The sequence below is a fragment of the Shouchella miscanthi genome (assembly GCF_007725405.1).
GTDB lineage: Bacteria > Bacillota > Bacilli > Bacillales > Bacillaceae_D > Shouchella > Shouchella hunanensis.
Map to the genome: position 1 here is coordinate 52,434 of NZ_CP042163.1, position 24,753 is coordinate 77,186.

The 24,753-nt window shown below is 40.5% G+C and carries 21 protein-coding genes and 1 other annotated feature; of the genes, 20 read left to right on the plus strand and 1 reads right to left on the minus strand.

Annotated elements, in window-relative coordinates:
- The 7 genes from darA (at position 1) to rsmI (ending at position 4,442) form a co-directional block, all read left to right on the plus strand.
- The gene (gene darA / locus FPV17_RS00230; protein ID WP_060705882.1) at positions 1 to 330 is read left to right on the plus strand and encodes a cyclic di-AMP receptor DarA; all 330 of its coding nucleotides are present in this window, start codon (positions 1 to 3) and stop codon (positions 328 to 330) included.
- A gap of 18 nt (positions 331 to 348) precedes the next feature.
- The gene (holB, locus tag FPV17_RS00235) at positions 349 to 1,338 is read left to right on the plus strand and encodes a DNA polymerase III subunit delta' (RefSeq protein WP_060705881.1); all 990 of its coding nucleotides are present in this window, start codon (positions 349 to 351) and stop codon (positions 1,336 to 1,338) included.
- 2 nt (positions 1,339 to 1,340) lie between these two features.
- Complete coding sequence (locus tag FPV17_RS00240) at positions 1,341 to 2,168, plus strand: PSP1 domain-containing protein (RefSeq protein WP_144557374.1); 828 nt, start codon at positions 1,341 to 1,343, stop codon at positions 2,166 to 2,168.
- A gap of 13 nt (positions 2,169 to 2,181) precedes the next feature.
- Positions 2,182 to 2,517, plus strand: coding sequence for a DNA replication initiation control protein YabA (yabA, locus tag FPV17_RS00245; protein WP_035395080.1), 336 nt, complete (start codon positions 2,182 to 2,184; stop codon positions 2,515 to 2,517).
- Between the two features lie 62 nt (positions 2,518 to 2,579).
- Positions 2,580 to 3,314 carry a tRNA1(Val) (adenine(37)-N6)-methyltransferase gene (locus tag FPV17_RS00250; protein WP_246117094.1) on the plus strand — a complete coding sequence of 245 codons (735 nt, stop codon included), beginning with the start codon at positions 2,580 to 2,582 and terminating at the stop codon, positions 3,312 to 3,314.
- Complete coding sequence (locus FPV17_RS00255) at positions 3,311 to 3,577, plus strand: GIY-YIG nuclease family protein (protein ID WP_035395081.1); 267 nt, start codon at positions 3,311 to 3,313, stop codon at positions 3,575 to 3,577. Before FPV17_RS00250 ends, FPV17_RS00255 begins: the two co-directional genes overlap by 4 nt.
- Entirely contained in the window at positions 3,570 to 4,442 is an 873-nt protein-coding gene (gene rsmI, locus FPV17_RS00260) for a 16S rRNA (cytidine(1402)-2'-O)-methyltransferase (protein WP_035395082.1), read from the plus strand. Before FPV17_RS00255 ends, rsmI begins: the two co-directional genes overlap by 8 nt.
- A gap of 25 nt (positions 4,443 to 4,467) precedes the next feature.
- Here rsmI and abrB read toward each other — a convergent pair whose 3' ends face one another.
- Complete coding sequence (gene abrB / locus FPV17_RS00265; RefSeq protein WP_035395083.1) at positions 4,468 to 4,749, minus strand: transition state genes transcriptional regulator AbrB; 282 nt, start codon at positions 4,747 to 4,749, stop codon at positions 4,468 to 4,470.
- Positions 4,750 to 4,980: 231 nt separating this feature from the next.
- Between abrB and FPV17_RS00270 the strand changes: the two genes are divergently transcribed.
- The 13 genes from FPV17_RS00270 (at position 4,981) to FPV17_RS00330 (ending at position 24,752) form a co-directional block, all read left to right on the plus strand.
- Positions 4,981 to 5,934 carry a DNA double-strand break repair nuclease NurA gene (locus tag FPV17_RS00270; protein ID WP_035395084.1) on the plus strand — a complete coding sequence of 318 codons (954 nt, stop codon included), beginning with the start codon at positions 4,981 to 4,983 and terminating at the stop codon, positions 5,932 to 5,934.
- A gap of 14 nt (positions 5,935 to 5,948) precedes the next feature.
- A complete protein-coding gene (locus FPV17_RS00275) occupies positions 5,949 to 7,781 on the plus strand; it encodes an ATP-binding protein (RefSeq protein WP_144557375.1) in 1,833 nt (610 codons plus the stop codon).
- A 46-nt stretch (positions 7,782 to 7,827) separates the two neighbouring features.
- Positions 7,828 to 8,051 (plus strand) — a binding site (T-box leader).
- Positions 8,052 to 8,086: 35 nt separating this feature from the next.
- A complete protein-coding gene (metG, locus tag FPV17_RS00280; protein WP_144557378.1) occupies positions 8,087 to 10,063 on the plus strand; it encodes a methionine--tRNA ligase in 1,977 nt (658 codons plus the stop codon).
- A 194-nt stretch (positions 10,064 to 10,257) separates the two neighbouring features.
- Complete coding sequence (locus FPV17_RS00285; protein WP_052007975.1) at positions 10,258 to 11,232, plus strand: LacI family DNA-binding transcriptional regulator; 975 nt, start codon at positions 10,258 to 10,260, stop codon at positions 11,230 to 11,232.
- Positions 11,233 to 11,273: 41 nt separating this feature from the next.
- On the plus strand, positions 11,274 to 12,635 hold the full coding sequence (locus FPV17_RS00290) for an ABC transporter substrate-binding protein (RefSeq protein WP_060705878.1): 1,362 nt from the start codon (positions 11,274 to 11,276) through the stop codon (positions 12,633 to 12,635).
- Between the two features lie 115 nt (positions 12,636 to 12,750).
- Positions 12,751 to 15,633 carry an extracellular solute-binding protein gene (locus tag FPV17_RS00295; RefSeq protein WP_144557380.1) on the plus strand — a complete coding sequence of 961 codons (2,883 nt, stop codon included), beginning with the start codon at positions 12,751 to 12,753 and terminating at the stop codon, positions 15,631 to 15,633.
- Positions 15,630 to 16,523: a carbohydrate ABC transporter permease gene (locus FPV17_RS00300; protein ID WP_052007979.1), complete on the plus strand. Its 894-nt coding sequence runs from the start codon at positions 15,630 to 15,632 to the stop codon at positions 16,521 to 16,523. The genes FPV17_RS00295 and FPV17_RS00300 overlap by 4 nt, the downstream gene beginning before the upstream one ends.
- A gap of 11 nt (positions 16,524 to 16,534) precedes the next feature.
- Positions 16,535 to 17,416: a carbohydrate ABC transporter permease gene (locus FPV17_RS00305; RefSeq protein ID WP_144557382.1), complete on the plus strand. Its 882-nt coding sequence runs from the start codon at positions 16,535 to 16,537 to the stop codon at positions 17,414 to 17,416.
- Between the two features lie 15 nt (positions 17,417 to 17,431).
- A complete protein-coding gene (locus FPV17_RS00310) occupies positions 17,432 to 19,450 on the plus strand; it encodes a YIP1 family protein (protein WP_144557384.1) in 2,019 nt (672 codons plus the stop codon).
- Complete coding sequence (locus FPV17_RS00315) at positions 19,443 to 21,704, plus strand: DUF5696 domain-containing protein (protein ID WP_144557385.1); 2,262 nt, start codon at positions 19,443 to 19,445, stop codon at positions 21,702 to 21,704. The genes FPV17_RS00310 and FPV17_RS00315 overlap by 8 nt, the downstream gene beginning before the upstream one ends.
- Positions 21,701 to 22,567 carry a carbohydrate ABC transporter permease gene (locus FPV17_RS00320; RefSeq protein WP_060705869.1) on the plus strand — a complete coding sequence of 289 codons (867 nt, stop codon included), beginning with the start codon at positions 21,701 to 21,703 and terminating at the stop codon, positions 22,565 to 22,567. Before FPV17_RS00315 ends, FPV17_RS00320 begins: the two co-directional genes overlap by 4 nt.
- Positions 22,564 to 23,520 (plus strand): carbohydrate ABC transporter permease, encoded by a 957-nt coding sequence (locus tag FPV17_RS00325; protein WP_144557387.1) that lies wholly within the window; start codon positions 22,564 to 22,566, stop codon positions 23,518 to 23,520. Before FPV17_RS00320 ends, FPV17_RS00325 begins: the two co-directional genes overlap by 4 nt.
- A 14-nt stretch (positions 23,521 to 23,534) precedes the next feature.
- Entirely contained in the window at positions 23,535 to 24,752 is a 1,218-nt protein-coding gene (locus tag FPV17_RS00330; protein ID WP_144557389.1) for a glucoamylase family protein, read from the plus strand.
- Position 24,753: the final 1 nt, after the last annotated feature.

Below are 24,753 nucleotides of genomic sequence, written 5' to 3' on the forward strand. Positions count from 1 at the left end.
ATGAAGCTAATTATGGCAGTTATCCAAGATAAAGATAGTACGAGATTATCAGATGCATTAGTAAAAGAAGACTATCGAGCGACACGTCTATCAAGTACAGGTGGATTTTTAAAAGCAGGGAATACCACTTTCCTTATTGGTGTTGAAGATGACGCTGTCGAAGAAGTCATGGGAATTATTCAGAAAAACTGCCGTAGTCGCGAGCAAGTCGTAGCCCCTATTTCACCGATGGGCGGCAATGCGGATTCTTACGTTCCTTATCCGGTAGAAGTACAAGTTGGAGGAGCGACGGTCTTTGTACTTCCAGTAGATCATTTTGAACAATTTTAATTAATCGTGGTGGATGAAATGAATAATTGGAACGATTGGATAGAGGCACAGCCACAGGTTGTGCCTATGTTAGTAGAGAGCATAAAAAAACAACGTCTTGCGCATGCTTACTTGTTTGACGGACAAGCTGGAAGTGGAACCATGGAGCTTGCTATTCTTCTCTCTAAAAGTTTTATGTGCCAGGAAAAGCAAGGGGCGAATCCTTGTTTAACATGCTTAGATTGTACACGAATAGACTCTGGTAACCATCCTGATCTACATAAGATTGCGCCTGATGGTCAGTCAATCAAACGGGAGCAAGTGGATTACCTCCAAAAAGAATTTTCTTATCGAGGAGTGGAATCACGACAAAAAGTGTACATTGTCTCTGATGCGGATAAGATGACAGGAACGGCCGCTAATACGTTATTGAAGTTTTTAGAAGAGCCGCAAGGAGAGACATTAGCGATCCTTCTGACGGAACAGGTTGAAAATGTGTTACCGACGATTAGAAGTCGAGCACAGCACATACGGTTTCACCCTCCACTAAAAGAAGAAATTGTAAAGCAACTAATGGAGAATGGGATTGATCAAAAACATAGTTCGTTTTTAGCCGAACTCACAGAAAATAAAGAGGCAGCATTACGTCTAACAGAAGACGACTGGTCTTTTCAAGCCAGAGGTGTAGTGTTACAATTGATGCATGAGTTATACACAAGACCTGATCAAGCAATTATTACGTTAGCTGAAAAGTGGCTGCCGTTAATGAAAGAGCGCATTCATCAGGAAATGGGTCTTGAAATGATGACTTTATGGTTGCGAGACCTTTTATATATACGAGTTGGAAAGCAAGGAGAGCTTGTTTATAGCGATTTTTATGAATCCTATAAAGAGTTGTCGCTATCAACATCACAGCGTCTCATTACCCTTTCGTTGGCTAAAGTGATGGAAGCAAAAAGCCAACTTAGTGCTAATGTTGCCGTACAGTTAGTGATGGAAAGATTGCTTTTCACGATACAGGAGGGCTAGTTTTGCACGAGGTTGTAGGTGTCCGATTTAAAAAAGCGGGCAAAATTTATTACTTCTCGCCAGGTTCTCTCGAAATAACTGGTGAAGAAGCTGTAATCGTCGAAACATCCCGAGGAGTCGAATACGGGAAAGTAGTCGTTTCACCAAAGTTTGTTGATGAACAAGACGTTGTTTTGCCGTTGAAACAGGTTATTCGTTTAGCAACAGCTGAAGATACATTAGTTGTAAAAGAGAATCGCGAGGCAGCTCGAGACGCGATTGACGTATGCACGAAGAAGATCGAGGAACACAACTTAGATATGAAACTCGTTGACGTTGAATATACGTTTGATCGTAATAAAGTATTGTTTTATTTTACTGCCGATGGTCGTATTGATTTTAGAGAATTAGTAAAAGACTTAGCCGCTATCTTTCGGACAAGAATTGAATTGAGGCAAATCGGTGTAAGAGACGAAGCGAAGTTGCTCGGGGGAATCGGTCCTTGTGGTCGAATGCTTTGTTGTTCTACGTTCCTAGGTGATTTCGAACCTGTTTCAATTAAAATGGCAAAAGATCAAAATCTCTCACTTAATCCCGCAAAAATCTCAGGACTTTGCGGTCGTTTAATGTGTTGTTTGAAGTATGAAAATGACACATATGAAGAAGCTAAGAAAGAAATGCCTGATATCGGTAAGAAAATCTCCACCCCTGATGGAACAGGAAAAGTGATTGGATTGAATTTACTTGACCGAGTCGTTCAGGTTCAACTTTTTGAAGAAGAACAGACGCTTGAATATGCTTTTGATGAATTAATGAAAAGTGAAAAGCTCACTTCAAAAGCAACGGATTAATGAGGTGAACGATGTGGATAAGAAGGCCATCTTCATGCAGGTTTCAAGCCTTGAAGAACGAATTGGTGATTTGCACGAAGAATTACGAGGTTTAAAAGAGCAGCTCGCTTACTTAATTGAAGAGAATCATTATTTACACATAGAAAATGAAAATTTACGTAAACGCTTAGAACCGGAAAAGCCTATTCTCCCTGAAGAGTTTGAACGTAAGAAGATGGTTGGAGAAGGTCATGAGAATTTGGCAAGGCTCTACCAAGAAGGCTTTCATATATGCAACACACACTATGGGAGTATTCGGCCTGAAGGTGATGATTGTTTGTTCTGCCTTTCATTTCTACATCAAAAATGAAAATACCAGAAGCCGATCTCCGTATGTTGAGATCGGCTTTTACAGTAAAGGAGTGAGGCAAAGTGCTTAAAGAAGATGAGCGAATGGATCATATTGCAGGTACCACTTATCAGATCATCCAAAGCGATAACGTATTTACCTATTCAATTGATGCAATCTTGCTAGCACGATTTGCTTCAATCCCGCTTCAAAAAGGACGAATACTTGATCTTTGTAGCGGGAATGGCGTTGTTGGTATGACCATGACGGAGCGAACAAGAGCCGCTATCACGTTGATGGAACTGCAAGAACCACTTCATACAATGGCACAGCGATCGATTAAAGAAAATAACCTATGTGAAAATGTGACTGCTTTATGTGCTGATTTAAAGGAGATAAGACAACACTTTGCACACGGTTTCTTTGATGCCGTTACATGCAATCCGCCGTATTTTAAACAATCCAGTCACGAACAAATAAAAGAGGAACGAACAAAGGCAATGGCTCGACATGAAATTGCTTGTACACTATCAGAGGTAGTGACATCAGCAGCTTATGTGTTAAAGCATGGTGGAAAATTAGCCATGGTTCATCGTCCAGATCGTTTGGTTGACATTATTGAAGCAATGAAACGAAATAAGATTGAACCTAAGCGGATTCGTTTTTGTCATAGTAAAGCAGGTAGCCATGCGAACATGCTTTTAATAGAAGGTATTAAAGGAGGCAAGCCTGGTTTAAAGACAGAGTCTCCGTTAATGGTTTACGATGAAGACGGTCGCTACACAAAGGAATTTAACGAGGCCTACTTTCGCTTATGAAGCATTATATGTATGTACTTGAATGTGGCGATCAGTCTTGGTACACCGGCTACACGAATAATGTGGACCAACGGTTACGCAAACACGAAGAAGGCAAAGGTGCTAAATACACTCGAGGTCGAGGACCGCTAAAGCTTATTTTTGTTGAAACGTTTGCAACAAAAGAGGAAGCATTAAAGCAAGAATATCAATTTAAGCGAAAAACAAGGCGCGCCAAGGAGCGTTACGTTTTAGAACGAAGGAGTTTACAAGGAAATGATTGAACAAAAAAGTTATCCGCTTGAAGGTGGCGGTCTTTACCTAGTGCCAACCCCTATTGGCAACTTAGAGGACATGACAGTTCGAGCTATTCGTCTATTAAAAGAAGCCGATTATATTGCTGCAGAAGACACGAGGCAAACAAAAAAGTTAACGAACCATTTTGAGATTTCAACACCGCTAGTGAGCTACCATGAACATAATAAGTATAAAGCGGGTCGAGAACTGGTAGAAAAGATAAAAGCCGGTGCTGTGATTGCTCTTGTCACTGATGCAGGAATGCCAGGCATCTCTGATCCAGGCGAAGATCTCGTTACACTCTGTTTGGAAGAGAACCTTTCTGTTATATCTTTACCTGGAGCGAACGCAGCGATAACCGCTTTAGTAGCATCAGGCTTATCAACCCACTCCTTTCTGTTTATTGGATTTCTACCTAGAGGAAAAAAGGATCGCAAACTTGAATTAGAACGTCTACAAAAACAAACGGATACCCTTATCTTCTATGAAGCACCTCATCGGTTAAATCAAACACTTCAAGCGATTTATGATGTATTTGGAAACCGAAACATCGTCCTGGCGAGAGAGTTAACGAAGCGCTATGAAGAATATAATCGAGGTACAGTGGAAGAGGCGATAGAATGGGTAAAGACTGGTCAAGTAAAAGGTGAGTTTTGTTTATGTATTGAGGGATATAACGGTGAAAGCCAAGAGGATGAAACCGAATGGCATCACGCATTAACCGATATTCAACATGTAAAGCATTACGTGGAAATCGGTCTTTCTGAAAAAGAAGCGATCAAACAAGTTTCAAGTGATCGTGGATTAGTCAAACGAGAGCTTTATCAACGGTATCATGAGGCAAAAAAATAAACCCGCCATGGGCAGGTTCAGATAATTATTTTTTTGCCACATAGTCTTGGAGTTGTTCAAGTACAGCTTCGGCTCCTTGAGGGCTAAGTACGATCTTTCCATTTGCCAATGATAAGTTATCATCAGATACTTCACCTGTAACTTGGCATGTCATGTTGGCCTTGTATTTCTTCAAGATGATGCGGTCGTTATCAACATAAATTTCAAGTGCATCCTTTTCAGCAATGTCCAACGTACGACGAAGCTCAATCGGAATAACAACGCGACCTAATTCATCGACTTTACGGACGATCCCAGTTGATTTCATTACGTTTCCCCCTTAGATATGAAGCCAGTGTATAGTCAAGAATAATTTTATGTCATATTTCGACATAATTCTATAGTAATCTAAGAATAACAATATTTCCAAAACAAGTCAATCGCTTTAAATAAAAAAACTTATATTTTGCGACAATTTATTTTAAGCACTATGAAACCCGGCACAACAGTGTTTATAGAGGAAAAACATCTATTATAAAAAAGAAAGGAGAGGGTGAAAATGGATATTCATGCAGATGTAATTGTAAAATTGCAAGAATCAAACCAAAGATTAAAAGATACATATGCGCAGAGTAGTAGAAACAAAGACCTAATTCGACAAAAACTGACGAAAGAAGCGAATGTCTTTCGACAAATGAAGCGTCTTTCTACAGACGACCTTGTAAGAGCACTTGCTGGACGAAAATTAGCGGGAACAGATGGATCTGTCAATCAGACTAAAGGGGAAGCGCCTCATATTATTTATTTGTTTCAAGCTGTTGCTAAGGCAACAGATGGTCGTGCGGAATGGGAGTCTGATTTATTTATTCCATTATTAGAACGTGAAGACGACGAGGAAGAAACGATTAGTAAGCAACGGGCAAAACGTTTAGCGGTTTTAGAATTAAAGGCGGCGCGATCTTTAATCGAAGCAGACGACATTGCTGTAATGTTAATGGACGGTGCACTTTATCATTATCGAATTGATGCAAAAGAGGAATGGGAAGAACTTCGAGATTCAGCTTTGAAACGTAACACGTTATTAATTGGTGTATCTGAAGAAATTACAACAGAAAATTTGATCACTTTGGCAAGTTTTGAGACCTATGCTCGGAACCCATACTCATATGACCGAGATTTGTTATTTGGCATGCTTGATCAAAATGAAATGATCTACATTGATACGATTCAGCATAAAGCAGGCTTGCTTTCAACGTGGATGCGACTAGGGGCAACCCCATCCATTACAGGGTTTGATATGTTAGAAGAGCAAAGGGAGCATTTAAATTGGATTGGGGATTTACTTTGTACGCTTACCCCGTCTGAAGGTCGGGGTATACCACTCTGGCTAGACCATATTGATAAGGAAATTCGCATAACAGACAAGCTCGTTGAAGGATTGGTGGAACAATACATTGATGAAGACATTCGTCGACAATTCTTTGTGAAATTGCGAACCGAACGACCGTATTAAAAGGAGGAATCGCTTTGCAAGTTGTTGGAATTACTACTCAACATGAAGTGCATATAGCATCGAAATCACATAAGTTTCGCATGAATGAAATGCTTGTGATCGAAGACAAAGAGTTGAATGAACCTAAAGGTGAAGTTGTAGAAACGTTATCATATAATCGCTATATACCGATGGGAATGGACAAGGGGTTAGTAGATCGAAATGTGTTAGAGACTCTTGAAGCGATTGGGTATGACATTGGGCAAGATGATATCCATCTCGCGAAAGTGCGCTTATTTGATGAGGCCCAAAAGCCCATTCAAACAGGCGTCCGTGTGCGTCACCCAGAATTTAGTGAGATTGAGCATTTGCTTGTTTCAACATCGAAAGAGAAAGGCATGGTATTAGGGGAAATTAAGTCTACTGATTTTGTTGCTGAATCGCTTCCGGCACAGTTGAATGACATTCTGCATATGCAAGAACATGGAATGGTGAGAGAACAGAATGGAGTACCGTTTATTTTCGATATTCGTGCCATGCAGCAATACCCACATATTGGTGTGTTTGGTGGCTCAGGATCAGGTAAATCGTTTGGTTTAAGAGTAATGCTTGAAGAGTTGATGAAATTAAAAATTCCTTCTCTTGTGTTCGATCCACATTTTGAAATGAACTTCACTGGAAAAACAGAAGCAGATCGTGGTGACGTCAACTATGCTTCTAGGTATGAGGTTGTTCAAATTGGTCGGGACGTCGGTGTTGATTTTTCAGCCTTATCAACTCGAGATGTAGAGCGATTACTTGGAGCGGCAGGGCATTTAACGGAATCAATGATTAATGTTATTCAAACGATCCACAAACGAAAAGACAGTTATCAAACGTTTAGTGATCGAATTGCCAATTTAATAGATGCACTGGATATGGGCAAGCAAAAGGTCGAGGGCATGCTGCATGATGGTGGAATGACAAAAGATGACATTAGTCGTTATAGTGCATTCAAACAGTTACTTGATCAGTTTGGTAGCTTGCCTCCATCTTCTGTAAAGGGTATTCAATGGCGTGCAAACCGTTTACATCAGGCAGGGCTTTTTCAACAAAACATTCGAGCGATTGAGCACGGCATCCATAATGGTAAGCTTGTTGTGATTCAAGGGGCTGTTTGGTTACTGCAAGTGTTTGCTAGCTACGTGATAGGCTCTCTATACTTTAAACGTCGCGCTTATAAAGATGCAAAGCTGCAACAACAGCAAAGCGAGTTCTTTCCACCGTTTGTTGTGGTAACAGATGAAGCACATAACTTTGCGCCTAAAGGATACGAAGCGCCGGCTAAATCAGTACTGAAAGAAATTGCGCAAGAAGGAAGAAAGTATGGTACGTTTCTAATTTTCGCTACACAGCGTCCAACATTGCTGGATGAAACAATTACCGCACAGCTTAATTCTAAGTTTGTTTTTCGAACGGTTCGAGGAACGGACATTCAAACGATAAAAGAAGAAACGGATTTAACGGCAGAAGAAGGGAAGCGACTTCCTTATTTGCAATCAGGGGATGTGTTTGTCTCTTCTGCCATTATCGGACGAACCGTTGCTGTTCGTATTCGACTCGCTCATTCAACCAGCCCTCATACGATGAACCCATTTGATGAGCTTGAACAAATGAATAACGCTGGAAATGAAGAAATAGTTGCGGCACTTGAAGATTTCCTTCCTCTGGCAGAAATGCACGTTATGCAAAAACTAGATGATTTAAACAAACAGTCAGGAAAGTCGTGGGATGTATCAGAATGGAAAATCACGTTAGAACAACTTTGTGAAGAAGGGCTTCTAACAAAACAAAAAACACCGTTTGCTACTCTTTATGATCGCACTTGACAGATAGATGTATAGTTCGCTATATTTTTGATAAGAATGAACAATATACGTTTCTATGAATGGATGAGTATAAAGTAGAGCGCTTGTACAAGAGAGCCGGGTGAGGTGAAAGCCGGTCAAGTGTTGCTTTAGAAGATGGTCCAGGAGAATTTATCTTCGAGCCTAAATGGTAAGGGGATGACGTTTGCCAGCGTTAGTGGTCTTGAGCCTTGTCTAAATGGATGAGGGAATTTTGGGTGGTACCACGTAAGTTAACCTTTCGTCCCGATTGTGGATGAAGGGTTTTTTGTATTTTATTTGAAAGGATGAGCACGTTGACAAAACCATCATTTTACATCACAACACCTATTTATTATCCAAGTGGGAAGCTTCACATTGGGCATACGTACACGACTGTTGCTGGCGATGCAATGGCACGCTATAAGCGTCTTCGTGGTTATGATGTTCGCTATCTAACAGGAACTGATGAGCACGGACAGAAAATCGAACAAAAGGCAGCAGAGAGAAATATTTCACCTCAAGAATATACCGATGAAATGGTAAAGCCTATCAAAGAACTTTGGGAAAAACTGGATATTACTTATGATGATTTTATTCGTACAACAGAAGATCGTCACAAAAAAGTAGTTGAAAAAATCTTTAATCAGCTTCTTGCTCAAGACGACATTTATTTAGGTGAATACGAAGGTTGGTACTGTGTATCCGATGAGACGTTCTATGGAGAAAGAGAGCTTGTTGACCCAATAAAGGACGAAGCCGGAAACATTATTGGTGGTAAGAGTCCTGATTCTGGTCACCCCGTTGAAAAAGTTCGGGAAGAATCTTACTTCTTTAGAATGAGCAAGTATGCAGACCGACTGTTAACGTATTATGAAGAAAATCCTGATTTTATACAGCCTGCATCAAGAAAAAATGAAATGGTTAATAATTTTATTAAGCCAGGCTTGCAAGATTTAGCTGTATCGCGAACATCTTTCACATGGGGCGTAAAAGTGCCATCCAACCCAAAGCACGTTGTCTACGTTTGGATTGATGCGTTAACAAACTATATTACCGCCCTTGGGTATGGTACGTCTCAAGATGAGCTATACAAAAAGCATTGGCCAGCAGATGTTCATCTTGTTGGAAAAGATATACTTCGCTTTCATACTATTTATTGGCCGGTTATGTTAATGGCACTTGACCTACCTTTGCCAAAAAAAGTATTTGGTCATGGCTGGTTTTTAACAAAAGACGGAAAAATGTCGAAATCAAAAGGAAATGTCATTGACCCAGTCCCATTAATCGATCATTTTGGATTAGATGCAATACGCTATTATTTGTTGCGTGAAGTCCCGTTTGGCGCAGATGGCGTATTCACACCAGAAGCGTTTGTGGAACGTGTGAATTATGACTTAGCAAATGATCTCGGAAATTTATTAAACCGTACCGTTGCGATGATCAATAAATATTTTGACGGTTCAATGCCAGCATATATTAAAAGCGCAACACCCTTTGATCAAGAATTAGTAGATTTAATTGACGCGACGGCAGCAAAAGTAGAAAATGCGATGGAAGAAATGGAATTCTCAATTGCATTAACTGCCATTTGGCAGCTGGTAAGCCGTACGAATAAATACATTGATGAAACACAGCCATGGATGCTTGCAAAAGACGAAGAGAAACAAGAGCAGTTAGGTTCCGTCATGTACCATTTAGGAGAATCACTCCGTATCATCTCTGTATTTTTGCGTCCTTTCCTAACGAGAACCCCAGAGAAAATCTGGGAGCAGTTAGGAATAAGTGAAGAACAAGCACAATGGGAGTCTATTCGCACATTTGGCATCATTGAAGCAGGCACAAAAGTTAGCAAAGGCACACCCGTTTTTCCACGTTTAGATGTGGAGAAAGAAGTCGAGTATATTGTTGAACTCATGGGAGGAAAAGCAGATCCTGAGCCTGAAGAAATTGAAGATGAAAACCAAATTACAATCGACGATTTTTCAAAGGTAGAATTAAAGGTGGCTGAAGTCATTGGTGCAGAGCCAGTCGAGGGCGCAGATCGTCTGTTGAAAATACAATTAGACTTAGGTAGTGAAAAACGACAAGTTGTATCTGGTATCGCAAAATACTATTCACCAGAAGAATTAAAGGGCAAAAAAGTCATTTGTGTCACGAATTTGAAGCCAGTTAAGCTTCGTGGTGAGGTATCACAAGGTATGATATTAGCTGGGTCAAAAGGGAAAAAGCTTCAACTTGCTACAGTAGACGGAAATTTACCAAACGGTGCTCAAGTCAAATAAAATGATTACTAGGGAGCGGTGGAAACGAACCGCTCTCTTTTTACATTGCCCTGAAATCTTAGGAACCAAGTGTTGAAACGATCCAATAAAATGAACAGAAAATAAAAAAATAAATTAAAATTAACTATTGAAATCGCTTTCACTATCGATTATGATCTTATTGAAACGTTTCAATTGAAAAGAGGAATATGTGAATGCCCACATTAAAAGATGTAGCAAAAAAAGCAAAAGTAAGTGTGTCGACGGCTTCTTACGCTATGAATGGTAGCTCGTTAATCTTACCTGAAACAAAAAAAAGGGTTCATGATGCCGCAAAAGAGCTTGGTTATCGGATTAATGGATCTGCAAAAAATTTAAAAAAAAGTAAAACCGAAATTGTAGCTGTATTTATTAGTGGATTTACTGGACCAGTTTTTAACGAAATGTTAGAAGGGGTTCACGAGTACATTGCGAAGCACGGTTATGAATTAGTTGTTTGTGCGTCTAATGATAAACATAGATTGATTGTAGAAAATCATTTTGATGGGGCAATTATCCTTAATTACCATATGGAAAATGATCTATTAGAGATGATTGCGTCAGAGAAGATGCCAATTATTGTACTAGATCGAGAAAGCCAGCACCCCCATATCCACTCATTGCTATTGCCAAATGATAAAGGTGTACAACAAATTATGGAAGCGATTACAAAGTCAGGTCATGAGCGGATAGGCTTTATGGCTGGTCAAGGATCATCGTTTGATGGAGAAAAACGACTTGAAGCATTTCAATCATTTATGCAAGAGAGGGATTTACCTATTTATTTGAGCGATTTTATTCGTGCTGATTTTACAGAAGAGAGCGGATACCACTGTATGGCAGCTTATTTAGAAAAAACAAGTGGAAAATCGCAAGCAACAGCCTTTGTTTGTGCCAATGATGAGATGGCAATCGGAGCCATTCGTGCGAGTAAAGAAAAAGGCATGCGAATTCCAGAAGACATTGCCATTGTAGGTTTTGATGATATACCCATTGCTATGTACACAGACCCCCCGTTAACAACGGTTCGGGTGAATAAGAAGCAATGGGGCAAAGAGGCAGCAAGACAACTACTGGATCGTATCGAAAAGAATCCAACTGAATTACCTCGAGAAACGATGGTTGAGTTAGTGAACCGCGGATCTTTATAAGCTACGATTAATAATGCCCATAAAGGTGAGGAGAGATTATCATGAAAAAGTTCTTACTAATGCCAGTTGGAATAATGCTAATTACATTAGCGGCATGTGGAGGAAATGATTCAGCAACAGAAGAAAACGGCGGAGACGATCAAGTTACCATTACATACGCTAGCTGGGGAATTGGTCAAGATGGAGAAGAAAACCTCGATACGCTAATGATTGACGCTTTTATGGAGGAATATCCGCATATTAAGGTTGATATTGACCGGTCGCTTGACCCTGCTGATTGGAATAGCTCACTAGCTTCGGCTGCTAGCGCAAGTACAATGCCAGATGTGTTTACCATTGCCGAAGTACCATTGGGTTTAAGTAATAATTGGCTTCTTGATTTAAATGGGTTGACGGAAGCGGATGAGGAGTTTGGTGAAATACCAGAAGCAATTCGACTTGCAGTCAACTACAACGATTCTATCTATGCAGTGCCATCAGGAACGCAGATGCTTGGCTATTTCGTCAATAAAGATTTATTCAACCAAGGCAATTTAACGATTCCGAAGTATGGCTATAGCTTAGACGAATTTTCTACGGCCATTCGGGAAACATCCGATGTTCAGCAAGGTGTATCAGGTATTAATCAAATTTTTTCAATTCCAGACTGGTATCCATCGGTTGTAGATGAAACAGCGGGCTGGTATACATTTAATGATGCTACAGGCTATGATCTCGCTAGTTCCAACTTCATTAATGGAGTGCAATTAGCATCTGATCTTGCAAATGGAAACTATGCGTATGATTCGTTAGATGATGCACAAAAGGAGCGCTTTGCAGGAGACAATGCAGAAGAAGTATGGTTGAACGGCGATATTGCGCTTAAATGGGATGGTACATGGAGTCTCGAAGGATTAAACAATGATGCAGAGTTTGATTGGGATTTTGTCGGTATTCCAGGCGGGCGTCCGGTTGTAACAAATGATTACCTAGGCATTTCTAGTTCAACAGAGCATGAAGACGAAGCCTATTTATTTTCAAAATGGATGGCGTTTGGGAAAGAAGGCTTCTTAAAACGAATTGAACTTGCTGATGAAGCTGGCATTGTTGTGAATAAACTTCCAGTAACAGCTGACCAAGACGTATTGGATCAATTTTTTGCTAATATTGATGTTCCAGGAATAGAGCAAGCATATGAAGGTATTGAGAACGCGGTCATTGAACCAATGAAAACGGTTCCGGGATATGTAGATTCTCGTTGGGAAGCACCAACAGGCATTTCAATTGGGGATGAAGGAAATGCAACCATTGCAGCTCTTATCGATGCTGCAGTGCGTGGCGATATTAAAATAGAAGATTATGCAGTTCAATTAAATGAGTTAGCGAATAGTCGTTATGAAGAAAGCAAAGAGGCAATCGAATAAACAGTAAAAGAGAAAAAGCGCGTTAGACAACGTCATGAATTTGTTGTAAGCGCTTTTTCATTTAAAAGACTTTCGAGCAGCTCCTTTTAAGTATGAAAGGAAATGGGGGGGTTTGATGTTAAAAAGAAGTTCTATTGTTTGTTTAACCATATTAGGTTTTCTAGCTTATTCGCAACCAACTGTAGCAGAGACGACTGAAACACTTGAAGAGCTGGAGCTATCATACGATGAGGTTTATCAGAGCAACAAAGATGAGTACGGTAACAAAATAAGTGATTCGCAACACTTTACTGTCAATCAATTTAAAGAATACGAAGGGATTGATCAGGACTACATCAATTGGGCAACGGATGGTCGTTTTACAGTAGAGGTGGATGTGGCTGAAGCTGGTTTGTATGAGATCGGTGTTGCATATCGGGTAACAGAAGAAACCCTCGTGCCTTCTGAAGGAGCTATTCTAATAAATGGTCATTATCCGTTCTCAGAGAGTAGAGGAATGATCTTTCCTAGTGAATGGATTCAAAATGAAACAACGTTTGAGCAGGATCGCTATGGAGCAGATATTATGCCTAGTCAGAGTCAACTACAAGACTGGCAAACGTTTCGATTAGGTGATTCAAGAAGAGTGGAACCATTTGCATTTGCGCTTGAGCAAGGACAGAACACGATAGAATTCAAACATGTCCGAGGCGAAATGGATATAGCCCATGTAACGATCGAGCCGGTGACAGAGATTTCAACTTACGATACATACATAAGTGACATAGACGACGAAGAGGTTATTAACGATTTAATTACAATTGAAGCCGAACACCCAAGCAAAAAAAACGAATCCTCTATACGACCAATTGTGACGCAGGATCCTTCCGTTTCACCGTATGAGACTGGAGCAAGGCTACTTAATACATTCGGGGGTGACTCTTGGAAAGTAAGTGGTCAATCTGCCTGCTGGTCTTTTGAAATTTCCGAGAGCGGATTTTATTATATTACTTTTAAGGCACTGGCAAACAACGATGCCAATAAAGATATATACCGTACCATTTATGTGAATGGAAGGATACCATTTGCAGAACTTAAGAGTTATCCATTTCCGCAAAGTGCTCATTGGGAGAACCAAACACTAGCTAATGATGCCAATGAGCCGTTTCGTATTAATTTGGAAGCAGGCATGAATGAACTTTGTCTAAGGGTGGACGACACTCCTACGCAAGAGGTACAAAATGAGTTAACGCTCATTATGGCGGAAATGGATGAATTAACGTTATCAATTAAACAATTAACTGGAAATCAGCAAGATGCAAGTAGAGGATGGCGTATTGAAGATTATATTCCCGATGTGTCCAATCGGTTACGCTCTTGGGCTCAGAAGGTCGAGACTGGAGCTGATAAGCTAAGGGCTGCAAGTACAAGTGAAGGAGATAGCGTTCAAGGTGTGTCACTAAGAGTAGCAGGGGATCGTTTACGCTCTTTAGCGGAGACACCGAACGAATTACCGAACCGCTTAAATGAATTATCTGAAGGCTCCAGTTCGGTTTCTCAAGTACTCGGGGATGTGTCCATTGCTTTAAGAGAACAACCACTTCTGCTCGATCAACTGTTCATTCATGGCAAAACTTTGTTGCCGGATGCAGAAGCTGGGTTATGGATGAAAACCAAAGAATCGGTAAGTCGCTTTTTTCAATCATTCAGTGGCGACGATTTAACAACGGTAAATACAGAGCACGATGTTGTTGAAGTGTGGGTTAATCGACCACGTCAATATGTTGACTTAATGCAGTTAATGGCGGATCAACAATTTACACCGGAGACAGGAATTGAGGTCAGGTTTTCACTTATGCCAGATGAACAAAAGTTAATTTTAGCAAGTGCAGCTGACAGTCAACCAGATTTGGCATTAGGGATTAGTAACTGGCTACCATACGAGTTAGCCATTCGTGGTGCAGCGGTAGATTTAAGCCAATTCGACGATTTTGATGACTACATGAATCAATTTGCCCCAGGGGCATTTATGCCGTTAATGATTGAAGATTCAATCTATGCGCTGCCAGAGACGCAAGATTTTTCGGTGTTGTTTTACAGAGAGGATTTAATGGATGCATTATCCCTACCTGTTCCTAATACATGGGGGGATGTGGTTGACATCTTACCAGAATTACAACGGTATGGTATGAACTTCTATTCATCAATTGCAGGAGGTGCAGCCTTCAAGCCTTTTGCAGCAACAGCACCGTTTATCTATCAATTTCAAGGTCAAATCTTTGAAAAAGATGGTATGGGTGTGGCCTTAAATGAAGATGAAGCACTGCAAGGTGTGCAGTTTATGGCTGATTTAAACACGATTTACAGTACACCCTTGCAAGTGCCAAACTTCTATAATCATTTTCGGTATGGCTCACTTCCTTTAGGGATTGGAAACTTTGCAACTTACGTGCAGTTAACCTCTGCAGCGCAAGAATTGACTGGCTGGGATATTGCCCTGCATCCTGGTGTCGAACAGGAAGATGGCTCTGTCTCTCGTTGGGCCAGTGGTGCCGCGCAAGCTGGCATGATGTTTAACGGAAGCGACAATCAAGAACAGGCATGGGCGTTGTTACAATGGTGGATGAGTAAAGAAACACAAAGGGAGTTTGCTCAAACCTTGCAAATGACGTACGGGGCAGAATACATGTGGAATACGGCTAACCTTGAAGCATTTAAAGAACTTCCATGGCCAGAGGAGCATAAAGACGTTATTTTAACGCAATGGGAACAATTAATTGAAGTGCCCAAAACACCATATGCCTATATGGTTGAACGGGAGATAAGTAATGTTTGGAATAAGATGGTCTTTGATGGTGAAAATGCTCGTTCGGCTGTTGATGATTCGATTATTACGATCGATCGCGAGCTGCGCAGAAAGATGGAAGAGTTTGGCTATATGCAAGATGGAGAAGTGATCCGTCCGTACCCAATTCCGACAATTGAAGCGATCAAACAGAAAACGAGGGAGAGCGAATGAATACACAACCAAGACAACACGTGAGCACTGCATTGTTCTTAGCTCCGTATTTACTCTTATTCATTCTCTTTATTGTCATACCAGTTCTTGCAGCAATTGTATTATCGTTTACGTATTTTAATGCAATTGAATTTCCAAGCTTTGTTGGCTTGGCGAATTATGTAAACGTATTAACGCAAGATAGTGTGTTTATGCAGTATGTCTTGCCAAATACTGTCATCTTTGCGCTTATCGTCGGACCAGGCGGTTATATCCTTGCATTTATTCTTGCGTGGATGCTAGCGCAAATCACAAAAGTGCCGAGAACGATTTTAGCGCTAATCATTTACTCACCATCAATGACTTCTGGAATTGCGATGGCTGTTGTTTGGTCCATTATTTTTAGTGGCGACCAGAGTGGTTATTTAAACAGTCTCTTAATGCAGTGGGGAATGGTATTTGAACCAATTCAATGGTTACAGTCTCCACAGTATCTATTAGCGATTATGATTGTTGTTACTCTTTGGGGCAGTATGGGTGTCGGATTCTTAGCGATGTTATCAGGGGTTATGAACATTAATAAAGAGATTTATGAAGCTGGTTATATTGACGGCATTAGCAATCGATTTCAAGAAATTATTTATATTACAATCCCATCTATGCGACCGCAAATGTTGTTTGGCGCTGTGATGGCAATTGTGCAAACCTTTCAAGCTGGTGCGATTGGTGTCGCGCTATCTGGAGCGAATCCTACGCCTCAGTATGCAGGGCAGTTAATGGTTAACCACCTTGAAGATTTTGGTTTTATCCGCTACGAGATGGGCTATGCAGCTGCAATATCGGTTATCTTGCTTCTTTTTGTGTATCTTTTTTCGATCGTAGCAAGACGGTTATTTGCGGATAAAGATTAGGAGGAGCAGACATGGCGAGTTCGTTTCATGGGAGCAGAATGAATCCCGATAAATTTCACCTAAGTCAGCTGAAATTTTACTTGTTTTTAATACCGCTTGCGATTTTTATGGCTATGCCAATCGTCTATATTTTTTCGCATGCATTTAAACCAATTGATGAGTTATTTGCTTATCCCCCGAGGTTTTTTGTCGACAAACCAACGATACAAAATTTTGCTGATTTAATTAACAATCGAAGCGAATCTGGAGTACCAATGTCCCGTTATTTATTTAACAGTATTATCGTTACGCTTGTTGTTGTTGCCATTACCGTGTTTATTAGTTCAATGGCAGGCTACGTGCTATCGAAAAAGAAATTCAAACTAAAAAAAATGATATTTGAACTAAATACTCTCGCTCTCATGTTTGTTCCTGCGGCTGTAGGAATTCCAACGTACTTGCTTATCCAACAAATTGGTTTGCTCGATACATTTTGGGTTCACATCCTGCCAATGCTTGCTATGCCAGTCGGTTTATTCTTATTGAAACAATTTATCGACCAGATTCCGAATGAGCTAATTGAAGCGGCACAAATGGATGGAGCGAAAGACATTCAAATCTATTGGAAAATTATTATGCCTTTGGTAGCTCCTGCACTGGCAACGGTAGCGATTTTATCTTTCCAAGCAGTATGGAACAGTGTAGAGGCATCAACATTGTATATCAACGACGAAAACTTAAAAACCTTTGCCTTTTACATGTCTACTTTAACAAGTGATGCTGCAGGAAATACGGTAGCTGGACAAGGAATGGCTGCAGCTGCAGCGCTTATTATGTTTTTGCCAAACCTAGTAATTTTTATTATTTTACAAAGCAAGGTAATGAATACGATGGCCCATTCAGGGATTAAGTAAGGGGGAAGGAACGAGATGAAGCAAACACTGCTCACATGGCTCTTTATAATGATTGTCTGTCTCTTGCCATTGAGCGCACAGGCATCCGTTGAGGTTCCTTATAAAACTTATACACTTACTGGTGAAGGCTATCCGATTGAAACCCAAGTTGCATACGTACCGGTTGGAAATATTGGGTTGACGGGTGATTTACTAGCGCCGGAAGATCTGTTTGTTGGGAAAGACAATTTGATTTATGTTGCCGATTCGGGTTTCCAGCACGTTGTTGTTTTTGACGAAGAGGGAAAACGGATTCGGGAAATTGGGACTGGACTATTAAGGGAGCCACTTGGTGTTTTTGTTAACGAAGAAGGTATTTATGTTGCAGACTACGCGCTTGAAGAAATCGTTTTATTTAATCATAGTGGTGACCTCATCAACACATTCGGCAAACCAGATACACCTTTATATGGGGAGCGTGCAGCCTTCAAGCCTCAAAAAATCACGGTGGATCGTAGAGGCAACCTTTACGTTGTTTCTGAGGGATCAACAAATGGGATTGTCCAACTAAGTGCAGAGGGTGATTTTCTTGGTTTCTTTGGTGTCAATCGCTTTGGAGGTTCATTGCTTTCCTTTTTACCGGATCTAATAACAAGCGAAACTCAGCGGGTAAATCAATTTTTACGGGTACCCCCTGCTCCAACGAACATAACGATCGATGAGCAGGGGCTCGTTTACACGGTAACGGCGGGTACGGATAATGAAGTCGTGCGGCGTTTGAATATTGCTGGTGCGAATATGCTTCCTTCTGATATAGCAGGTTCAAATCCAATGCGCGATGTGGCTGTTGGTGCAGCTGGTAATATGGTAACCATCTCGACGGACGGAACCATTTATGAGCTCGATCCAGAAGGCTACACACTGTTTTACTTTGGTGGAAAAGAAGATGGTACCAGTCGGGCAGGCTTGTTTGTTCAGCCAAGTGCAATTGAGGTCGATCGTAACGGCCAGCTACTTGTAGCCGATCGAGAAAAAGGGACAGTCGAGCTATTTAATCCGACAGGTTTTACGAGGAATCTTCACGAGGGAATTCGCTTGTTCACAGAAGGTTACTATGTTGAAAGTGAAGCGATTTGGCAAGATGTCTTACAGTTAAATGCCTCCTTCGCCCTTGCCCACAATGCGATTGGCCAGTCTGAGTTTAAACAACAAAACTATAATAAGGCGATGGCTCGTTTTGAGCGTTCCAATAATTACAGTGCCTATTCTAATGCATTCTGGGAAGTGCGTTACGAATGGATGCAAGAAAAGTTAAGTTTGTTGTTCGCTTCCATTATCGGATTAATAACACTCCGTTTCGGCATCATTTATACAAACCGACGCTTTGGTTATTTAGCACCAGTAGAAAAAAGGTGGGTGCAGGTTAAGCGTTTAAAGTTATTTAATGAACTACTGTTTGTGTTTCGCTTTATTCGTCACCCAATTGATAGTTTTTATTATGTAAAAGAAAATAAACGGGTTTCTATTTTATCAGCTTCTATTCTGTATGTGTCTCTATTTATCTCGTATTTGTTTTTCATCTACGGTCGAGGGTTTATTTTCAGACCAACACCACTAGAATACTTTTGGTTTACGTATGATTTACTCATATTTGCTACGCCGATCGTCTTTTTCTTACTTGTTAACTATTTGGTGAGCACCATTAGTGATGGTGAGGGACGCTTTCGAGAGCTGTATATTGGCTTTATATATGCGAGTGCCCCCTTGTTAATAGGGCTCGTTCCTCTCGTATTCGTGTCCCGTATTTTAACGTTAAATGAAGCGTTTCTCTTTCAATTTAGTTTACTTAGCATGATTGTTTACGCACTAGTAATTCTTTTTATCATGCTGAAGGAAATTCATGATTTCACATTTTGGGGTACGGTGAGAAATGTGGTCCTTACCATTTTTGGCATGATCTTGCTTGCTTTTGTGCTTATGATTGTTTATGTCCTATTTGATCAAGTCATCCAGTTTTTAGCATCCATTTGGCAGGAGGTGCTCTACCGTGTTTAAAAAGCTCGTTCGTGTGAGTATAACTTTTGGTGTTATTCTTTTTGCTGGACAACAGCTTGTCTATGCGGAAGAGCAGGAGTCAGGAATAACCCCTTGGCAACGTTCAAATCAATTCACGCAACCTGATCATGCAGAACAGGCTGAACTTCCAGTTGTGAACCCGGAAGATCATGGGTTTATAAAAATGGCAGAAACAGAAGAACTAATTCTTTATGTAGAGCACGAGTCACTCGGGATTGCGATTAAAGCCAAACAAACAGGCTATGTTTGGCAATCTGGCGTCCATGGTAATGAGGATGCCCAACTAAATGAAACGTGGCGAGATATGGCAAATTCAGCGCTAACTGTTGAGTACTTAGACCAGCGTGACACGATCCAAACAGAAAGTCTTGTTACATACAATCCTGACATACATGTGGAGCAAACGGACTCAGGCTTTAAAGCAGACGTTGTGTTTGGACGATCAAATATTGAATTGACACTATTGGTTTCGTTAGATGGTGAACGATTGCAACTTACTATACCTGAAGAATCCATTGTAGAGGGTGATCGAGCTAAGCTTGTAACATTGCGCTTGTACCCGTTTCTAGGTGCTGCAGATGAGAACCTATCTGATGGATACTTATTTATTCCAGATGGAAGCGGTGCGTTAATTCGATTTGAAGAAGAAGCAAGAGCGACTTCGCCATATCGAGCCCCTGTTTACGGAGAAGACGCAGCATTTGAACGGAATCAAACAGCCGTTTCTTTATTAAATGAGCCCTTATCAATTTCTTACCCCGTATTTGGTGTTGTACATGGAGAGAAACAAAATGGGTTCGCAACCATACTTGGAGAGGGTAAGCATTATGCGACGATTTTGGCCTATCCAAAAGGAGCATCAACTGATTTTTATTGGGCGACTGCTTACTATACATTTCGTCATGAGTATTATCAACCAACTAATCAAAGTGGTGATGGTTTTAATACGTACCAAACTGAGCGACTTTTATACGGAATTGAACAAGAGCGTGTGTTCTTACAAGAGGATCATGCTAGCTATGTGGGGATGGCCCATGCGTATCAAGAATACTTAGCAACAAATGAACGACTGCCTGAGCAAAAGGATCAAGTGCAGCTAAATGTAACCTTCTTAGGTGGGGAAACAAAACGGCGCTTTTTTTGGAGGACGGTTGAACCTGTAACCCCTGTTGCAGCTATTGCTAACCACGCTGCAGAACTGAATCAGGCAGGTGTGAAGAACATGCAAATTACGTATCGTGGTTGGCTGGCTGGAGGGTTGACAGGAACATTGCCGCGAAAGGATGGGTTTGAATCAGCACTTGGTACAACAGGTGAGCTTGCCTCTACACAACAGTATCTAGCGGATCTTAACATTCCTTTTTATTTTCAAACCGATTATACGAAAGCGTACGATGGGGCTGCAGGCTTTTCAGGACAACATGATGTTGTGAGACGATTAAATGGTGAGGCAGCATTGGAGGTAAGAACGTTTTGGGATCATTTTTTGCTAACGCCTGAGTGGGCGCTTAACACTGTTGATGCAGATCTATCGATGTACAAAGAGAATGGCATTAACCGATTATCGATTGATACGACCGCTTCTGAATTGTTTAGTCATTATACAAAAAGGACGGTTATGCAGCGCGACGAAGTGCTTCAACAATATGAAATGCTATTCGAAAAACTACTATCTGAAGTTGGGCCATTAGCACTGAATCGACCGAATGATTATGCCTGGAAGTATGCCGAAAGCTTTCAACAGATTCCCCTTTACTCGTCCAATTACACGGTAGTAACCGATACGGTGCCGTTTCTGCAAATTGTTTTAAAGGGGCATGTACCTTACTTTGGAGAATTCTCTAATTTTCATAATCAAACCGAGCAAGACCTTCTTCGGATGATTGAATACGGTGCTTATCCATCGTTCTTGTTAACAACAGAGTCTCCAGATGTACTTTTCAATACGCCTTCCGAAGATTTATTTACGTCACAATTTTCTACGTGGAAAGAAGATGTGACGAATCAATATGAATTAGCAATTCAAACTTTAGAACCTGTTGAGGGTGAACAGATTATAAACAGAGTTGTGCACGGAACGGGATTAATTGAAATGGTTTATTCAAACGGACTATCGGTAGTTGTGAACTATCGGCAAGCGGATGCAACTATTAATGGACTGGTACTTTCTCCGTTAAGCGCCAAGACCGTCCAGAGTTCAGAACTTGCTAGAGACAAGGAGGATCGCCCATGAATCGGTTAACGATGAAAACAAAAAAAACGCTAACTGGATATGGGTTTATACTTCCTTGGATCATTGGATTCGCGATCTTCACGGCATTTCCATTATTTTATTCCATTTATTTAAGTTTTCATGATGTCATTATTACACCAAATGGCATTCAAACAACGTACACACATTTTTCAAATTATACGGATGCGTTTGTTGTCGATAGTCAATTTGTGCAAATTCTAGTAACGTACTTACGTGAATTCGCGTTTTCCGTACCGGTCATTTTAGTGTTCTCTTTAATTATTGCGCTACTTTTAAATCAGCCAATACGGTTTCGTGGATTGTTCCGGATGGTGTTCTTTCTGCCAGTTATTATTATAAGTGGGCCAGTGGTGAAACAATTAATTGATCAAGAAATGACAAGTATACCTGTTCCAGAAAATAATCTTCTTTTTGTGTATTTACTAGCAGGTGATGGTATAGTCAGCACCGTTTTTACGTATTTAATGGATAATCTCGTTATGACTCTTTGGTTTTCAGGTGTACAAATTTTAATTTTTCTAGCTGCTTTGCAGAAAATTGATCGTCACATTTATGAAGCAGCAAAAATCGACGGTGCATCGAACTGGGAATGCTTCTGGAAAGTAACGCTTCCAAGTTTATTTCCGATTGTGGTAGTAAATACCATCTATACTACGGTTATGTACTCCATTTTTGCATTAAATGGTGTTGTACTTCATATCCAAAGCCATATGTTTCGTGTAGAGACTGGATTTGGTTACGCCTCTGCCTTATCTTGGATTTACTTTGCTGTTATCTGCTTACTCTTACTTCTAATCGTTGGCTTTATGACAGTACGCGGACGTAAGGGGGGAGCATCATGAATATACAAACTAAGAAAGTAAAGAAAAAGCGTTCCATCGTTGGTTTCACAAAAATAAGAAAGCTGTTAATAGGGAGCCAAGATAATAGCGGGTTCATACTAAAGATACTTGTTTATAGTTTATTAGTCGCAATCGGATATGTGTACTTATTTCCAGTGTTGTACATGGGTGTATTTAGCTTTAAACGTTTAGATGATTTACTAAATCCTCTCGTCACTTGGATTCCGACAGGACTGTATTGGGAGAATTTCAGTAGAGCATTAGAGGTGCTTAATTTTTGGCCAACATTATGGCAAACCTTGTATGTCACTGTTTTACCAGCTGCTATTCAAACAGGTGTTGCTGCTGTTGTTGGTTATGGATTTGCAAGATTTTCATTCCCTTTTAAGAAAACACTGTTTGCGCTCGTATTAGTGACGTTTATTATTCCTCCTCAAGTTACGTTGATTCCGCGTTATGTGTTTTTTAACGACCTTGGGTTGCTCGGAAGCATTCAATCGTTCCTTTTACCAGCTTTGTTTGCTCAAGGGATTAACAGTGCCATATTCATTTTAATTTTCTATCAGTTTTTTCGATTACTGCCAGATTCACTTGAAGAGGCTGCACAACTTGATGGGGCGGGAAATGTACGCATTTTCTTAACCATTGCTTTACCAATGGCTGTACCAGCAATGATTATTTCATTTTTGTTTTCGCTCGTGTGGTATTGGAATGAAACGGGATTGGCAGCCATTTACTTTGGAAATAGTTTAACAACCTTACCACTTGAACTACAGCGTTTTTCTATTGTTTATGAACAAATGTATGGTGGCGAAGGAAGTTTTGATTTTATTAATGAAGGCATTCAAATGGCGGGGACACTTATTACCATTCTGCCGCTGCTCATTATTTATTTTATTGCACAGCGATGGTTTGTTGAAGGTGTAGATCGATCAGGAATAGCAGGAGAATAAGGGAGAGATTTACTTTGACTAGAGAAGACATTATTCAAGAAGAAGCGTATAGAAGTTTTTTATTTTTTTGGCAGGAGGCCAATACAGATTCATCTAGTCCTGGTTTTGGGTTAATACGGGATAAAACAGGTGACGACGCTGTTCATGTTGCCAGTATTGCATCGGTAGGATTTGGTTTGTCTGCAATCGTTATTGGAGTTGAGCGAGAATGGATTACGAAAGAAGAAGGATATAATCGAACGAAAGGGACATTAGAGACATTTCTGCATCGAGTGGAGCATATCGATGGTTTTTTCTATCATTTTCTTGATATGAGAACAGCTAAACGCTACAAAGAATACCATGATTGTGCGTCTATTATTGATACATCTCTTTTTATAAACGGTGCCATTACGTCAGCTGAATATTTCGGTGGAGATATTGCTAAGTTAGTCGAGCAAATCTATGAGCGGATAAATTGGCAAACGTATTACAACAAAGAAACAAATCAATTCTATATGGGATTTGATGAAAAAACAGGTGGATTTGGTCAGTGGGATATGTACGCGGAGCAAATGATGCAATATATGCTTGGAACCGCGTCACCTTCATACCCAGTCCCAGTGAAGATTTATGACGGATTTGAACGTCAAGTAGGTACATACGGGGACTACACGTTTTATCACTCACCAGGAGGGCAACTATTTACACACCAGTTTTCACATGCATGGTTCCAATTTAAAGGAGTCGTTGATAAAGATGGAATTGATTGGTTTGACAATTCGATTAAAGCGACTCTTGCTAGTAGACAACACGCCATTGATCATCAAGACTCTTTTCAAACGTGGTCAGAGCATTCTTGGGGGCTAACAGCTAGTGAAGGGCCAAATGGTTATCATGGGCACGGCACACCACCGTATCATCCACATGTTGATGTAAAAAATGATGGTACAGTAGCTCCATGTGCGGCTGCTGGTTCTATTGTCTTTACACCTGAACAATCGAAAGATGCTTTAGAACATTTTTATCGCAATCATCCTCAATTGTGGAGCAAATATGGGTTTTTAGATGCTTTTAATTTAGATATGGATTCGCCGTGGTATTCAGAACGCGTCATTGGGATTGATAAAGGCATTACATTGTTAATGATTGAGAATGAACGTAGTGGCTTAATATGGGATCTTTATATGAACAATGCCATTATACAGAGAGCACAAAAGCTATTGGGGTTTAGAACATTACAAGAAGTTTAAG

Bases quoted from the DNA above. Each gene is read 5' to 3' on its own strand.
- darA (WP_060705882.1), top strand. From the start codon at position 1: ATGAAGCTAATTATGGCAGTTATCCAAGATAAAGATAGTACGAGATTA.
- holB (WP_060705881.1), top strand. From the start codon at position 349: ATGAATAATTGGAACGATTGGATAGAGGCACAGCCACAGGTTGTGCCT.
- FPV17_RS00255 (WP_035395081.1), top strand. From the start codon at position 3,311: ATGAAGCATTATATGTATGTACTTGAATGTGGCGATCAGTCTTGGTAC.
- rsmI (WP_035395082.1), top strand. From the start codon at position 3,570: ATGATTGAACAAAAAAGTTATCCGCTTGAAGGTGGCGGTCTTTACCTA.
- abrB (WP_035395083.1), bottom strand. From the start codon at position 4,749: ATGAAATCAACTGGGATCGTCCGTAAAGTCGATGAATTAGGTCGCGTT.
- FPV17_RS00270 (WP_035395084.1), top strand. From the start codon at position 4,981: ATGGATATTCATGCAGATGTAATTGTAAAATTGCAAGAATCAAACCAA.
- metG (WP_144557378.1), top strand. From the start codon at position 8,087: ATGAGCACGTTGACAAAACCATCATTTTACATCACAACACCTATTTAT.
- FPV17_RS00285 (WP_052007975.1), top strand. From the start codon at position 10,258: ATGCCCACATTAAAAGATGTAGCAAAAAAAGCAAAAGTAAGTGTGTCG.
- FPV17_RS00290 (WP_060705878.1), top strand. From the start codon at position 11,274: ATGAAAAAGTTCTTACTAATGCCAGTTGGAATAATGCTAATTACATTA.
- FPV17_RS00295 (WP_144557380.1), top strand. From the start codon at position 12,751: ATGTTAAAAAGAAGTTCTATTGTTTGTTTAACCATATTAGGTTTTCTA.
- FPV17_RS00300 (WP_052007979.1), top strand. From the start codon at position 15,630: ATGAATACACAACCAAGACAACACGTGAGCACTGCATTGTTCTTAGCT.
- FPV17_RS00305 (WP_144557382.1), top strand. From the start codon at position 16,535: ATGGCGAGTTCGTTTCATGGGAGCAGAATGAATCCCGATAAATTTCAC.
- FPV17_RS00310 (WP_144557384.1), top strand. From the start codon at position 17,432: ATGAAGCAAACACTGCTCACATGGCTCTTTATAATGATTGTCTGTCTC.
- FPV17_RS00320 (WP_060705869.1), top strand. From the start codon at position 21,701: ATGAATCGGTTAACGATGAAAACAAAAAAAACGCTAACTGGATATGGG.
- FPV17_RS00325 (WP_144557387.1), top strand. From the start codon at position 22,564: ATGAATATACAAACTAAGAAAGTAAAGAAAAAGCGTTCCATCGTTGGT.